Origin of the sequence: Microbacterium sp. HA-8 (assembly GCF_046111165.1) — a bacterium.
Lineage (GTDB): Bacteria > Actinomycetota > Actinomycetes > Actinomycetales > Microbacteriaceae > Microbacterium.
Map to the genome: position 1 here is coordinate 60,742 of NZ_CP162025.1, position 13,350 is coordinate 74,091.

Here is a 13,350-nt window from a genome sequence, read left to right on the forward strand (position 1 = left end):
CGGGTACGTCGTTGCGCGATCGCAGGGAAAGTCGCGGGCGTCAGTCCTCGTAGCCGATGAGCCACGTGATGCCGTATCGATCAGTGAGCGTGCCGTCGTGGGCGCCCCATGGTCGCTCCTGCAGCGGATCGATGACGGTTCCGTCGTCGGCGAGGGCCGTGAACCATGACTCCAGGGTGCGCGGGTCGGCGGTGCCGAGCAGCGAGAACATGATGCCGCTCATGACCAGCGGGCGGGTGGCGGTCGAGGCGTCTGCCGCGAAGAGATCGACCGGACCGGCGAGTATTCCGTGAGCGATCGCGTCTGCAGGGCCGTCCGTGCTGCCGAACTCGGCCCGCGTGTGCAGCTCCAGCGCGCCGCCGAAGACGCCGTGATAGAACGTGAGGGCCTCACGTGCAGTACCGGGGAAGTGGATGTACGGAACGAGACGTGCCATGCGCCGACCCTACGCCGGCGCGACGCCGGCGCCGACCTCCGGCATCCGACCCCCGGGATCACTTCGCCGAGATCCGGGCAAGGATGGGTGCCATGTTCACCGTCACCGAATCCATCACGATCGCCAGGCCCGTCGATGAGGTGTTCGCGTTCCTGGCCGACGGTCGCAACCGAGCAAAGTGGGACACGTCGGTGATCTCCGAGGAACTCACCTCGCCCCCGCCGCTCGGTGTCGGAAGCACCCTGCACACGCGCATGCGGGTGATGAGCCGCGAAGTCGAGTTCGACTGGCGCGTGACGCGCTTCGATTCCCCGCGCCGGATGGCGATCGAGAGCACGGCGGGGATGCTGCCCACGTCGTTCCTGCTGGAGTTCACCGATGCGGGCGAGGCCACCGGCGTGGTGGCGACGGTGGCGGGTGAACCGAGAGGGATGCTGCGCCTCGGTGAGCCCATGATCGCCGAGTCCGTGCGCGCCACCCTCGCGACGGGTCTCGCGCGCGCGAAGCGGCTGCTCGAGGAGCGTCAGCGATAGGGGTTCGGTGTGGAGCCGCCCTGCGCGTCGGCCCCACCGGCCGCATGACCCCGATCCCACGCATCGCCGAGGGCCTCGAGATCGCGCGCCAGAGCATCGCGGCGGGCAGGCGGCTCGATCAGTCCCAGAACGATCGGGCGCTCGAGGTCGTCCTCTTCGAATGCGACCCAGACTCCGGCGCCGATCGGCACCGCGTGGGGGGCGAAGGCGCCGAGCGGGATGACGACGGGAGCCCAAGAATCAAGCCCGGTCTGGGGAAACCGGATCTGCACTCGGCCGCGCCCGGACGGATCGTCGTCTGCGATGACTTCAGCCCGGTGAACGCCCACGCGCTCACCGTACCTTGCAGCCTGTCCGAGCGGGCGCGGTGCAGTCGGGATCGTCCGCGCCGTACGCCTGGCAGGATCGAAGAATGGTCAGTTCGTTCACGCTCGTCACGCGGACGACCGCATCCGTCGAGCAGCTCTTCGAGCTGTCGTTGAGTATCGACGAGCACATGTCATCCATGGATAGGTCGAGCGAACGTGCGATCGCGGGCGTCACCGGCGGGTCGATCGGTCTCGGAGAGACGGTCACGTGGCGTGCGCGACACTTCGGCATCTGGTTCACGATGACTTCGAAGATCACTCATCTCGAACGCCCCGGGTGTTTTGTGGACGAGCAGGTGCGGGGCCCCTTCCGATCGTTCCGCCACGAGCATCGATTCGCCCTCGAAGACGGGAAGACGGTCATGGTCGATACGCTGACGATCGCGTCGCCGATCCTCGGTCGCCTCGCGGAGCGTGCGATTCTCGTGCCCTACCTGCGCCGGCTGATCAGACGACGCAACGAGCATCTCCTTCGCGTGCTCGCAGACGCGCCGAGCGGCAACGCCTGATCGCGCGCGCGTCGCGAGCGTTCAGCGGCCGGAGGGGGGCAGCTTGTCGACGCCGTGCCGGAGGGGCTTTTCGGGCTCGGCCGCCGTTTCGGGGGAGGCCGCGCCCTCGTGAGTGGGCGTACCCGTACCCGGGTAGCGCGGCTGCTCGATCTCGTCTCCGCTATCGCGCTCCTCCTCCGGCGTGAGGTTGCCCCCGGATTCCGGACACTGACCAGGCGGGATCCGCGTGTTTGCGTGCCTGTCGGGGAGGATGTCCGTGATGGGCACGAGCAAGAGGAAGACGTATACGCCGGAGTATCGGCGTGAGGCCGCGCGGCTGGTGATCGACACGGGGCGCACGATCGTCGCTGTGGCGGGCGAGATCGGTGTCGGGGCGCAGCTGCTGGGCCGGTGGGTGCAGCAGGAGCACGCGCGGGCTGGTGGTGGGCCGGACGGGCCGCTGGAGGTATCGGAGCGTGCCGAGCTGGAACGGTTGCGGCGCGAGGTCGCGGAGCTGCGGATGGACAACGAGTTCCTGGGAAAAGCGGCGGCCTTCTTCGCATCGAAGCAGAACCCGAGGAGCGGTTCGCGGTGATCGAGGCGGAGAAGGCGAATATGACGATTACGCGCATGTGCCTGCTGCTCGGGGTCGACCGGCGCCGGTTCTACGAGTGGCGCGCCCGGCAGGTCGCGGGGCCCTCGGCCCGGCAGCAGCGGGCGGTGGTCCTGACCGCGCAGATCCGCGAGTTTCATGCCGCGTCCGACGGGACATACGGGGCGCCCCGAATCCATGCAGATCTGCATGATGCTGGGGTGGCCGTCTCACGTAAGACGGTCGCGAAACTCATGCAGGCCGACGGGATCACCGGGATCAGTCCGCGGACCTGGCACCCGCCGACCACGATCCGAGGTGCGGACCCGTTCCCCGTCCCCGACCTCGTCGAGCGGCAGTTCGATCAGGGCGCGCGTGATCTCGCCTGGTTCAGTGACATCACGTATCTGCATACCGGTGAGGGCTGGGCATACCTGTGTGTCGTCCGGGACGGGAACACCCGCCGGGTGCTCGGTCGCACCGTCGGCGACAGCCTGCACACCGACCTCGTCGAGGATGCCCTCCGGCAAGCGGTCGCGCTGCGCGGTCACCTGCCACGGAAGGTGGTCTTCCACGCGGATAGGGGCACCCAGTACACCAGCGCTCAACTCGCGGAAGCCGCGGCCGAGCTCGGGGTGCTCCGATCGATGGGTCGCACCGGGGTCTGCTGGGACAACGCCGCCGCGGAATCGTTCTGGTCCACGTTCAAGAACGAGTACTACCACCGGCACGTGTTCGCCACGATCGACGCCGCTCGACGCGGCGCCTACACCTGGATCGACGGCTGGTACAACGCGCGCAGACGCCACTCCGCGATCGGCTACATCAGCCCGCTAGAGTACGAACGCCGCCAGCTCACGCTGGCAGCCTGACCAACCAACCACCTGTCCGGGATTCGGGGTCAGCCTCAGGCGGAAGGTGGTCCTGCGGCTGCTTGATGTCATCTCGATCGTTCATGCCCCCAGGTTTCGCGTCTCGCCCGCCGCGCGGAAGGGGGTTGCGGACCTCACGGGAGCATGATCTCGCGGGAACGCGGCGCCTCGCGCTCCCGCGCTCCTGCGCCGGCGTTCGGCTGTCGCGTTGTGCGGGTGTGGATGCTGCGGACCCGCACTTTGCGACAGGGGAGCGGTATGAAGGATTCGGGGCGGGTGGGCGCTGGTGTTCGGCTGTCGCGCTGTGTGGGTGTGGATGCTGCGGACCCGCACTTTGCGACAGGGGAGCGGTGGTGCGCGGTGTGGCACTCGCCGTGTGGTGCCCGCGGTGCGGGGTGACGCGCGGGGGTGACGGCGCGCGCCGGGGTCAGGCCGGAGGCCGGGGGCGGGTGATGCGTCCGGGCGCGGCGGGAGGTGCCGGATTCGTGGGTGGCGGCGACGGCGCCGGGCGGGGGGCCGATGGGGGAGGAGTGCCGGAGGACCCAGCATCCGGATCGGGCTCGGCATCCCTCGTCGTCGCCGTGAAACCGCTGCCGGGCCCGGACCCCTGACTCGGAGGCGCCGACGCCGTCCCGTGACCCGGCGCCGACCCCTGACCCGAGGTCAACTCCAGCGCGACCCGCTCCTCGAGCGCATCGATCGCGCCGTCCGAGAGCAGGATGAGACCGTCGAGTTCCTCGCGCACGCGACGGTACGCCAGCTGTCGTTCCGCGGGCGTCGCCGCCTGATCGATCGCGACCGTGAGCAGTTGCTTGGCGGTGTCGAGGCGCTTGCGCTCGGACTCGGTGAAAGACGAGTCGCGGATGCGGCGCGCATCGCGCTCGGCGATCTCGAACGCGGTCGCGAACTCGGTGACAGCATCCCGGTACTCCGCGAGGGCCTCCTTGCTCAGGCGCGCCTTGACCGACGCGGGACGCAGGCCGTCGGCCTTGCGCTTGGCGCGCAGGAACGCCGCCGTCAGCGGCTGGCGCCCGTCGCTCATGGCCGGAAAAGCGATGATCTTCGCCACGTCGAGCTCGTAGTCGAGCCAGCGGGCGGTGATGGCATCGTGCTCGTCGAACAGGCGCTGCAGTCGGGCGACGGGAGTGTCGGCGCGGGCATCCGCGGCTCCGGGCACCTGTAAATCAGTCGACGGCAGCGAACCGGCGACGGCCGCCGTGCGCAGTTCACTCTTGGCACGCAGGATCTCGAGCCGCCGTTTGTGGCGCCGCCGCGCCCCGCGCTCCCAGGCGCTGCCGAGCCCGCCCATGACGCCCACGAGCGGGAAGACCAGCCACCAGTAGCTGCCGAGGAACGTGAAGAGAGGCTCCACCCCCTCATGCTATCCGCGTGGTCGACCCGGGCGAGGTCAGTCCGAGGATCGCCGCGGGACCGGCCACACCCGCCGCGAGGGCGAGGGCGAGGGCGAGGGGATGGATGAGGATGCGGGGGCCTCCCGCCGCGGCTCCGGCTCCGGCCGCGGATTTCGCTGGGGCGGCGGCTCCGATCGCCGCTCAGCGGCAGGAGGCTGGGGCCGCCGCTCAGCGGAGGAAGCCGCGGGTGCGGGCGGCGCCTCGGAACGCTGGGGCCGCCGCTCCGCCGGGGAATCCTCGGGCGCGTGCTCGGGCTCGGGCGCATGCGGGGGCTCGGGCGCGGCAGCGGTATCCGAAGCTCGGGTCCGCTCTGCCGGGTCGTGCGCGTCGTCGCGGCCCTGACCGCGGGTGGCGCGGAGCACAGCATCGAGCGTCCACGCGGGTGCTGCTGCCGCGGCGGCGCTCGCCGTGCTGCGGGCGCTCTGCACGAGGTCGTCCCACGCCCCGCGCAGCTGCGGCGGAATCGACGGCCGCGACCCCGTATCGCCCCCGAGCCCGCCACCCCCGAGCCCGCCACCGCCGAGCCCGCTCCGACCACCAGGCCCGCCGGTGGCACCCGCCGCACGCCACGCGTCGGCCTCGGCGGTCTGGAACGCCGCCTCGAGGTCGGTGACCGCGGCGCGATAGTGCGAGTACGCCTCGGGCGTCATGCTCGCCTTCGGCGAGGTCGGACGCAGCCACCGGGCTCGATCGAGCGCCGTCAGCAGCGCGGAGGTCGCGGGCACACGCGTGTCGGTCATCGTGGGAAAGGCGATCGCCTTCGCGGGATCCGTCTCGTACTCCATCCAGCGCGACACCACGGCGTCGTGGGCGGCGACGAGCCGCGCCGTCGGCAGATGCTCGTCGTCGCGGGGCATGCCGCGCAACGCGATCCGCGCGGCACGCACCTGCACCCGGCGCCCCTGCAGCGCCGTCTGCGCCGACCTCATCTCGCGCTGAGCATCGCCGAGCGACCGGCGCGCAGCATCCATCGCACCCGTGCCGGCGCGTCCGGCCTGGCGTTCGCTCTTGGCCGCCAGCATCGCGGCCCGCGCCGACGTCACCTGGGCGCGGGCGCCGTGGAGTCGGGCGCGCGCGACGTCGAGCTCATGTCGCGCCGCGGCGTACTCGATCGTGCGCTCGCGGTGTCGGCGTCCGTAGCGGATCGCCGCGAACGACGCCGCGCCCCCGCCGATCACGACGGGCCCGAGCCACCACAACTCCGCGGCGAACGCGAAGACAGGGTCCATCACCTCATGCTAATCGCGTGTCGCGAGGGTGTCAGCGGTCCCGCGGGATGGCACCCGGCGTCCGGACATCGCCCTCGGCGCGTGTCAGCCAAAGAGCAGCGCGAGCACCGTTGCGCCGCCACCGCCGATGATCAGCGCCGCGATCACGATCCACGCGGTCACCCGCATCCGCTTCTGCCGCTTGTCGGCGAAGCCGCGGTACTCGTCGTCGTCGCTCATGCTCGTCCTCACGCCACCGGGGGCGCCGCGGGCGCCTCGAATTCGCCGATCGTCGGCCCGAACGCGGCCGGGAGCGTGTCGCGCCACAGGGTGCCGAGCTCCGACAGCGGAACCGTGAACAGGTCCTGGATCTCGAGCTCCGCCTCGCCCGCGGGCGACACGTCCGTGACCCCGATGCGCAGCACCGGGTAGCTGCGGCCCTCGCACAGCCCGCGGAATTTCACGTCGTCTTCGCGCGGGACGGTGACGAGCACGCGGCCCGTGCTCTCGGAGAAGAGCGCGGATGCGGCATCCACTCCATCGCGTTCCATGAGCTCGCGCAGCCAGACGCGCGCGCCGACCCCGAAGCGCAGCACACCCTCGGCGAGGGCCTGTGCCAGCCCGCCACCCGAGAGATCGTGGGCGCTCGAGACCAGAGACTGCTGGGATGCTGCGTGCAGCAGCTCCGCGAGCTGCTTCTCTGCGGCGAGGTCGACCTTCGGCGGCAGTCCGCCGAGGTGCCCGTGCACGACGTGCGCCCACTCCGACCCGCTCAGCTCGTTGGCGGTGACACCCAGCAGGTAGATGTTCTCGCCGGCATCCTGCCACCCGCTCGGGATGCGCCGGGCGACGTCGTCGATGATGCCCAGAACGCCCACGACCGGCGTCGGGTAGATCGGCTGGTCGCCGGTCTGGTTGTAGAAGCTGACGTTTCCGCCGGTGACGGGGATGCCGAGCTCGCGGCAGGCATCCGCCAGGCCCTCGACGGCCCGGCTGAACTGCCACATGACCTCGGGATTCTCGGGGCTTCCGAAGTTCAGGCAGTCGGTGACGGCGGTGGGGACCGCACCCGAGACGGCGACGTTGCGATACGCCTCGGCGATCGCGTGCTGCGCGCCCGCGTACGGGTCGAGCTGGCAGAGCCGGCCCTCGCAGTCGGTCGCGATCGAGAAGCCGAGACCCGACTCCTCGTCGACCCGGATCATGCCGGCGTCGTCGGGGAACGACAGGGCGGTGTTGCCCATGACGTAGTAGTCGTACTGGTTGGTCACCCAGGAGGTGTCGGCGAGGTTGGGGCTCGAGAGCAGCTGGGCGAACTGCTCGCGCAGCGTCGCGGGATCGCTCGAGCGCGGAAGGGCGCTCGCCGAGTCGCCCTGCAGCGCGTCGAGCCAGCTCGGGTAGGCGACCGGTCGTTCGTAGACGGGCCCGTCGATCGCGACGGTGGCGGGGTCGACGTCGACGATCTTCTCGCCGTGCCAGTGGATGAGCAGGCGCCCATCGCCCGTGACCTCGCCGAGCACGCTCGTCTCGACATCCCACTTGCCGGTCACGGCGAGGAAGGCGTCGAGCTTCTCGGGCGCGACGATCGCCATCATGCGCTCCTGGCTCTCGCTCATCAGGATCTCTTCGGGCGTGAGCGTGGGGTCGCGCAGCAGCACGTTCTCGAGATCGACCCGCATGCCCGACCCGCCGTTGGCGGCCAGCTCGCTCGTCGCGCACGAGATGCCCGCGGCACCGAGGTCTTGGATCGCTTCGACGAGCTCGCCCTGGTACAGCTCGAGGCAGCACTCGATGAGCACCTTCTCGGCGAACGGGTCGCCGACCTGCACGGCGGGGCGCTTGGTGGGCCCGCCGTCGGCGAAGGTGTCGGAGGCGAGGATCGACGCTCCGCCGATGCCATCGCCGCCGGTGCGCGCCCCGAACAGCACGACCTTGTTGCCGGCGCCCGAGGCGTTGGCGAGCTTGATGTCTTCGTGGCGCATGACGCCGACGGCCAGCGCGTTGACGAGCGGGTTGCCCTGGTACACCGAGTCGAAGACCGTCTCGCCGCCGATGTTGGGCAGGCCCAGGCAGTTTCCGTAGAACGAGATGCCGCTGACGACGCCGTGCACGACGCGTGCCGTGTCGGGGTGGTCGATGGCGCCGAAGCGCAGCTGGTCCATGACGGCGACGGGCCGCGCGCCCATCGAGATGATGTCGCGCACGATGCCGCCGACGCCGGTCGCGGCGCCCTGGAACGGCTCGATGTAGCTGGGGTGGTTGTGGCTCTCGACCTTGAAGGTCACCGCCCAGCCCTCGCCGACATCGACGACGCCGGCGTTCTGTCCCATGCCGACCATCAGACGCTCACGCATCTTGTCGGTCATGCGCCGGCCGAACTCGCGCAGGTAGATCTTGCTCGACTTGTACGAGCAGTGCTCCGACCACATCACGGAGTACATGGCCAGCTCGGAGCTGGTGGGGCGTCGGCCGAGCAGCTCGCGGATGCGGTCGTACTCGTCGGGCTTGAGGCCGAGGGCGGCGTAGGGCTGCTCGCGCTCGGGGGTGGCCTCGGCGTTGTCGACGGTGTCGGTGGCGGGCCGGGGGGAGACGGCGGCGCGGCCGTCGGAAGTGGGGATGGTCACGCGGCTGGGCTCCAAGATCACGGGATGCCGGACCGCATCAGTCTAGCCGGGGCGCGCCGGCTCCCTCGAGGTGCTGGGGCGCCGCGTCGTCCGGGGTCGCCAGGGTCGCGCGCCCGAGCCTGTTCACGGCGCTCCGGCCGGTGCGGGTTCAGCGCGACGTGAGGACTTCTGCGCGGCGCGAGGATTCTGCGTGCCGCAGCATCCTCGTCTCGAGCGGAAGTCCTCGTGTGGGTGCACGCGCAAGCGCCAGGTGAGCGCGGAAGTGCCGGCGCCGGCGCCGGCAGCAGCGGCGGAGGGAGGAGGAGGGGCCTTGACGGATGCTGCCATCGGGCATAACGTACAACCAAATGGTTACATATCCCCTCTCCGACACCGAGATCGACGCGATGTTCCACGCGCTCGCGGATGCGACGCGCCGCGACATCCTGCGCCGGTCACTCTCGCGTGAGCACTCCATATCGTCGCTCGCGCGGGAGTACTCGATGTCGTTCGCGGCCGTGCAGAAGCACGTCGGCGTGCTCGCGGCGGCGGGCCTGATCGTCAAGCGCGCCGAAGGACGGGAGCGGCTTGTGCGGGCCGACCCCGCGCGCATCGCCCGGGCGCGGCTTCTGCTCGAGGGATACCAGCAGCTCTGGCGCGGCCGCGTCGACCGACTCGACGCGATCCTCGCCGACGATGCCGAAACCGCCGCGGGGACCCCTTCGACAGGGTCAGGGGCCGCCGAAGCCGAGCGGGCCGCCGAGGCCGAGCGGGCCGCCGAGGCGGGGCGGTCCGCCGACACCGAGACGACAGCATCCACACCACTCATCGAAGGAGATCGACATGCCCGTGATTGATGTCACCACCGACCCCGAAGCGCTCACGATGACGCTCGTCGCCGAATTCGACGCGCCGGTCGAGCGCGTCTGGGACGCGTTCACGCAGCCACGTCAGCTCGAGCGGTTCTGGGGACCTCCCGGCTGGCCGGCGACCTTCACCGCGTTCGACCTCAGCGTCGGTGGGCGCGCCGCCTACTTCATGACCAGCCCGAAGGGCGAGAAGGCGCCGGGGGCATGGGAGTTCCTCGCGATCGAGGAGCCGCACCGGTTCGAGGTGCTCGACAGCTTCACCGACGAGCACGGCGATCCGGTCGAGGGCATGCCCTCGATGCGCACCACCTACGACTTCACGACGACGGATGCCGGCACCCGCCTCACGAACGTCACCTACTTCACCTCGGGCGAGGCCCTCGAGCAGGTCGTCGCGATGGGCGCAGTCGAGGGCTCGACCATGGCCATGAACCAGCTCGACCGCGTACTCGCCGGATTGCGGGCGTACGCGCAGGGCAAGGGCACACGGACCGAGTTGCTCGATGACACGCACGTGCGCATCACGCGGCTGATCGAGGGCCCGCGCGAGCTGGTCTGGCGAGCGCACACCGAGCCCGAGCTCATGACGCAGTGGCTGCTCGGGCCCGACGGGTGGCGGATGAGCGTGTGCGAGGTCGATCCGACGGTGGGCGGTCGTTATCGCTACGTCTGGGAGCCGGTGGGCGACACCGAGGGTCAGGAGTTCGGCTTCGACGGCGAGACCGTGCTGAGCGAACCCCCGCGCCGCGCCGTGACGACCGAGCACATGACGGGCACGGACTTCGCGTCGACGCTCAACGACATGACGCTCGACGAGGAGGACGGCGCCACCCTCATCTCGATCGTGATCGAGTACCCCGACCGCGAGACACGCGACATGGTGCTCGCGACCGGCATGACCGACGGGATGGAGGCGTCGTACGCCCGACTGGAGGGTGTGCTCGTGGGCTGAGCGGCCGGGCGATGCGCCGTGGGCCGGCGCTTTCTGTCGAGGTCGGGCTGATTCGAGAAGTTTTTCTGTCACATCATTGACGGAAAAATTGGGCGCCGCTTAGCGTGTGCAGGTGCCCAAGCCCAACGGAGTGCACGCACTCCTTCGCCAGACCCACGAGGACCGCGTCCTGCGCGTCCTGCGCGAGCGCGGCGCCCTCGCCCGCGGTGAGATCGCGCGGCGTCTGGGCCTGTCACGCACGACCGTCTCGGCGATCACGAGCGACCTGCTGGCGCGGGGCGCGATCATCGTCGCCGATACGGATGCGGCCGAACGCTCCGGCAGCGGACGACCGGCGGAGCGGCTTGCCCTCGACCCTCGCGCGGGCCAATACCTCGGCGTGGACTTCGGCCACCGCCGCGTGCGCGTCGTCGTCGCCGACGCGTCGCACGACATCGTCGCCAGCGGGCGAGCGGGGTATGACGACGGGGCCCAGTGGCCCACACGTCTGGATGCCGCGCTGACGCTCATCAACGACGTGGCGCGCGAGCATGGGCTGCACTTCGGGGCACTGCAGGCGATCGGCATCGGCGTACCCGGCCCCGTCTCGACCGCGGGTCTCGAACTCGCCGAGAGCTGGGGACGGATGTCGTCGGGCGTCACCGTCGGCGACGTCTTTCAGGATCGCTTCTCCGCTCCCGTCATCATCGACAACAACATGCGCTTCGCCGCGCTCGCAGAGGCCATGAACCTGCCGGGGGGTGGCGGAGACGTCGTCTATGCGCGCCTGGCCGACGGCGTCGGCGGCGGTGTCGTCGTCGCGGGACGCCTCGTCACCGGTGCGGTGGGCCTCGCGGGCGAACTCGGCCACGTGCGCGCCGTGGACGGCGGCCTCGGCTGCCGCTGCGGTAAGAGCGGCTGCCTCGAGACGGTCGCCTCCGCGCCCGCCGTGCTCGCGACGTGCACCGCTCGGGGTGTCGCCGTGGCGGATCTCGACGAACTCGCCCTGCAGATCGAACGCCGCCACCCCGTCGTGGACGAGGTGCTGCGCGAGGCCGGCGCGGCGCTCGGGCGCGTGCTGGCAGCATCCGCCATGGTGCTCAACCCCGCGCACATCATCATCGGCGGCGAGATCGCCCGCGTCGCTCCCGCCCTGGTCACCGCCGCACGCGACACCCTTCACTTCGAGCGTCTGCCCGGATCCGCCACGGCGCCCGAGGTCCGCGTCGCGGAACTCGGCGACGACGACGGCGCGATCGGCGCCATCGCAGCGCTCTTCCATCAATCCCCGCTGCTCGCGGGGTACCCCGAGCCCGTGGCATCCGCCGCCGCGCCCACCGACGACCGAAGGAGCTCGTGATGACGCGCCGCCTACCCGACCGCGCCACCGAGGAGGCCTCGTGGCTACCGTGACCACGCAGGCCGTGCGCACCGAATCCGAGAAGCAGCAGAAGCGCCTGAAGACGGGCGCCGGCAGTCGCAACCTGCTGATCGGGTTGAACATCGTCTCGATCGTGCTCGGCATCGGCATCTGGTGGGGCCTCGCGCTCGCGGGATTCCAGTTTCCGACCCCTGCAGAGGTCGTCCAGAAGGCGGTCCAGCTCTGGCAGGCGGGAATCCTCCAGGAGGACATCCTCGCCAGCCTCGGGCGTGTGCTCAGCGGCTTCATCCTGGGCTCCGCGGTCGCGATCCCGGCCGGCTTCCTCATGGGGTGGTACACCGTCGCGCGCGGCCTGCTCGAGCCGTGGATCCAGTTCTTCCGCACCATCCCGCCGCTCGCGCTGCTGCCGCTCGTGCTCGTGCTTCTGGGCATCGGCGAGGTGCCGAAGGTGTTCGTCATCTTCCTCGCCGCGTTCCTCGCCTGCGTCATCTCGACCTACCAGGGCGTCGTGAGCGTCGATCGCACCCTCATCAACGCGGCGCGCGTGCTGGGCGCCAAGGACGGCACGATCTTCTTGCGCGTCGTGGTGCCGGCATCCACCCCGTTCATCCTCGTCGGCATGCGCGTCGGGCTCGGATCGGCCTGGGCGACGCTCGTCGCAGCCGAGCTGCTGGCCGCGCAGGCGGGCCTGGGCTACCGCATGCAGAACGCGCAGCTCTACTACGACCTCGCGACGATCTTCGTCGGGATCGTCATGATCGGCATCCTCGGGCTCGTCATGGACCGCCTGCTGCTGCTGGCCGAATCGAAGCTCACCGGATGGCAGGAAAGGCGATGACCGTGACGATCGCAGACCCCAAGATCAGTGTTCAGGACGTCAGCAAGATCTTCCCCCTCAAGGGCGAGGAGTTCGTCGCCCTCGACCACGTCTCGCTCGACATCGCCGACAACGAGTTCGTCACCGTCGTCGGCCCCTCGGGCTGCGGCAAGAGCACGATGATGAACATCCTCGCCGGGCTCGAGACGCCCACCGAGGGGAGGGCGCTCGTCGCGGGCAAGGGCGTGACCGGGCCCGGTCCCGACCGCGGCATGATCTTCCAGCAGTACGCGCTGTTCCCGTGGCTGACCGTGCGCCAGAACGTGGAGTTCGGACTCAAGGTCGCGAAGATGTCGGCGAAGGAGCGGCGCGAGAAGGCCGACTACTTCATCCGGATGGTGGGGCTCGAGCAGTTCGCCGACGCCCTGCCCAAGATGCTCTCGGGCGGCATGAAGCAGCGGTGCGCGATCGCTCGCGCGTACGCGGTGAACCCGTCGATCCTGCTGATGGATGAGCCCTTCGGCGCGCTCGATGCCCTGACCCGCGTGAAGCTGCAGGAGCAGCTGCTCGAGACCTGGAGCCAGGAGAAGCGCACCGTCATGTTCATCACGCACGACGTGGACGAGGCGGTGTTCCTCGCCAACAGGGTCGTCGTCATGGCCGCCCGCCCCGGCCGCATCTACGACGTCATCGACGTGAACCTGCCCTACCCCCGCACCGAAGAGGTGCGCCTGAGCCCCGAGTTCGCCGACCTGCGCAACCGCGTGTGGCACTCGGTGTACCACCAAGAGCCCGACCTGCGCGTCGGCCCCACCCCGTCGGCGACGACGGCTTGAGAGA

General features: G+C 70.2%; 14 protein-coding genes. 8 read left to right on the plus strand and 6 right to left on the minus strand.

From position 1 onward, the window contains the following. Positions 1-40: 40 nt before the first annotated feature. Positions 41-436, minus strand: a complete 396-nt coding sequence (locus AB2L57_RS00315) for a VOC family protein (RefSeq protein ID WP_292812279.1) — start codon at positions 434-436, stop codon at positions 41-43. A 92-nt stretch (positions 437-528) separates the two neighbouring features. Between AB2L57_RS00315 and AB2L57_RS00320 the strand changes: the two genes are divergently transcribed. Next, positions 529-969 (plus strand): SRPBCC family protein, encoded by a 441-nt coding sequence (locus AB2L57_RS00320; protein WP_409047785.1) that lies wholly within the window; start codon positions 529-531, stop codon positions 967-969. Here AB2L57_RS00320 and AB2L57_RS00325 read toward each other — a convergent pair. After that, positions 960-1,298, minus strand: a complete 339-nt coding sequence (locus AB2L57_RS00325) for a phage baseplate assembly protein V (RefSeq protein ID WP_409047786.1) — start codon at positions 1,296-1,298, stop codon at positions 960-962. The two genes, AB2L57_RS00320 and AB2L57_RS00325, sit on opposite strands and share 10 nt — an antisense overlap. An 83-nt stretch (positions 1,299-1,381) precedes the next feature. Between AB2L57_RS00325 and AB2L57_RS00330 the strand changes: the two genes are divergently transcribed. Next, positions 1,382-1,846, plus strand: coding sequence for an SRPBCC family protein (locus tag AB2L57_RS00330; RefSeq protein ID WP_409047787.1), 465 nt, complete (start codon positions 1,382-1,384; stop codon positions 1,844-1,846). A 259-nt stretch (positions 1,847-2,105) separates the two neighbouring features. Then, a protein-coding gene (locus AB2L57_RS00335; protein WP_409047788.1) for an IS3 family transposase occupies positions 2,106-3,289 on the plus strand; the annotation gives its coding sequence in 2 pieces (ribosomal slippage) (positions 2,106-2,361 and positions 2,361-3,289; 1,185 coding nt in all). A gap of 427 nt (positions 3,290-3,716) precedes the next feature. Here the strand turns inward: AB2L57_RS00335 and AB2L57_RS00340 are convergent. The 4 genes from AB2L57_RS00340 to purL form a co-directional block, all read right to left on the minus strand. Beyond that, positions 3,717-4,661 carry a hypothetical protein gene (locus tag AB2L57_RS00340; protein WP_409047789.1) on the minus strand — a complete coding sequence of 315 codons (945 nt, stop codon included), beginning with the start codon at positions 4,659-4,661 and terminating at the stop codon, positions 3,717-3,719. Positions 4,662-4,697: 36 nt separating this feature from the next. Further along, on the minus strand, positions 4,698-5,930 hold the full coding sequence (locus AB2L57_RS00345) for a hypothetical protein (RefSeq protein ID WP_409047790.1): 1,233 nt from the start codon (positions 5,928-5,930) through the stop codon (positions 4,698-4,700). 84 nt (positions 5,931-6,014) lie between these two features. Continuing rightward, positions 6,015-6,149, minus strand: coding sequence for a hypothetical protein (locus AB2L57_RS00350; RefSeq protein ID WP_292812293.1), 135 nt, complete (start codon positions 6,147-6,149; stop codon positions 6,015-6,017). Positions 6,150-6,157: 8 nt separating this feature from the next. Beyond that, the gene (purL, locus tag AB2L57_RS00355) at positions 6,158-8,533 is read right to left on the minus strand and encodes a phosphoribosylformylglycinamidine synthase subunit PurL (protein ID WP_409047791.1); all 2,376 of its coding nucleotides are present in this window, start codon (positions 8,531-8,533) and stop codon (positions 6,158-6,160) included. Positions 8,534-8,880: 347 nt separating this feature from the next. Here purL and AB2L57_RS00360 point away from each other — a divergent pair, with 347 nt between their 5' ends. The 5 genes from AB2L57_RS00360 to AB2L57_RS00380 all read left to right on the plus strand — a co-directional run bounded on the left by AB2L57_RS00360 (position 8,881) and on the right by AB2L57_RS00380 (position 13,346). Further along, complete coding sequence (locus AB2L57_RS00360) at positions 8,881-9,369, plus strand: transcriptional regulator (protein ID WP_363331350.1); 489 nt, start codon at positions 8,881-8,883, stop codon at positions 9,367-9,369. Beyond that, complete coding sequence (locus AB2L57_RS00365) at positions 9,356-10,333, plus strand: SRPBCC family protein (protein ID WP_409047792.1); 978 nt, start codon at positions 9,356-9,358, stop codon at positions 10,331-10,333. The genes AB2L57_RS00360 and AB2L57_RS00365 overlap by 14 nt, the downstream gene beginning before the upstream one ends. Before the next feature lie 112 nt (positions 10,334-10,445). Next, positions 10,446-11,672: an ROK family protein gene (locus AB2L57_RS00370; RefSeq protein ID WP_409047793.1), complete on the plus strand. Its 1,227-nt coding sequence runs from the start codon at positions 10,446-10,448 to the stop codon at positions 11,670-11,672. Between the two features lie 40 nt (positions 11,673-11,712). Next, on the plus strand, positions 11,713-12,531 hold the full coding sequence (locus AB2L57_RS00375; protein ID WP_409047794.1) for an ABC transporter permease: 819 nt from the start codon (positions 11,713-11,715) through the stop codon (positions 12,529-12,531). Between the two features lie 2 nt (positions 12,532-12,533). Then, complete coding sequence (locus AB2L57_RS00380; RefSeq protein WP_409047795.1) at positions 12,534-13,346, plus strand: ABC transporter ATP-binding protein; 813 nt, start codon at positions 12,534-12,536, stop codon at positions 13,344-13,346. Positions 13,347-13,350: the final 4 nt, after the last annotated feature.

Coding starts and splice junctions, on each gene's coding strand:
- AB2L57_RS00315 (WP_292812279.1), bottom strand. CDS start 436: ATGGCACGTCTCGTTCCGTACATCCACTTCCCCGGTACTGCACGTGAG.
- AB2L57_RS00320 (WP_409047785.1), top strand. CDS start 529: ATGTTCACCGTCACCGAATCCATCACGATCGCCAGGCCCGTCGATGAG.
- AB2L57_RS00330 (WP_409047787.1), top strand. CDS start 1,382: ATGGTCAGTTCGTTCACGCTCGTCACGCGGACGACCGCATCCGTCGAG.
- AB2L57_RS00345 (WP_409047790.1), bottom strand. CDS start 5,930: ATGGACCCTGTCTTCGCGTTCGCCGCGGAGTTGTGGTGGCTCGGGCCC.
- AB2L57_RS00350 (WP_292812293.1), bottom strand. CDS start 6,149: ATGAGCGACGACGACGAGTACCGCGGCTTCGCCGACAAGCGGCAGAAG.
- AB2L57_RS00360 (WP_363331350.1), top strand. CDS start 8,881: ATGGTTACATATCCCCTCTCCGACACCGAGATCGACGCGATGTTCCAC.
- AB2L57_RS00365 (WP_409047792.1), top strand. CDS start 9,356: ATGCCCGTGATTGATGTCACCACCGACCCCGAAGCGCTCACGATGACG.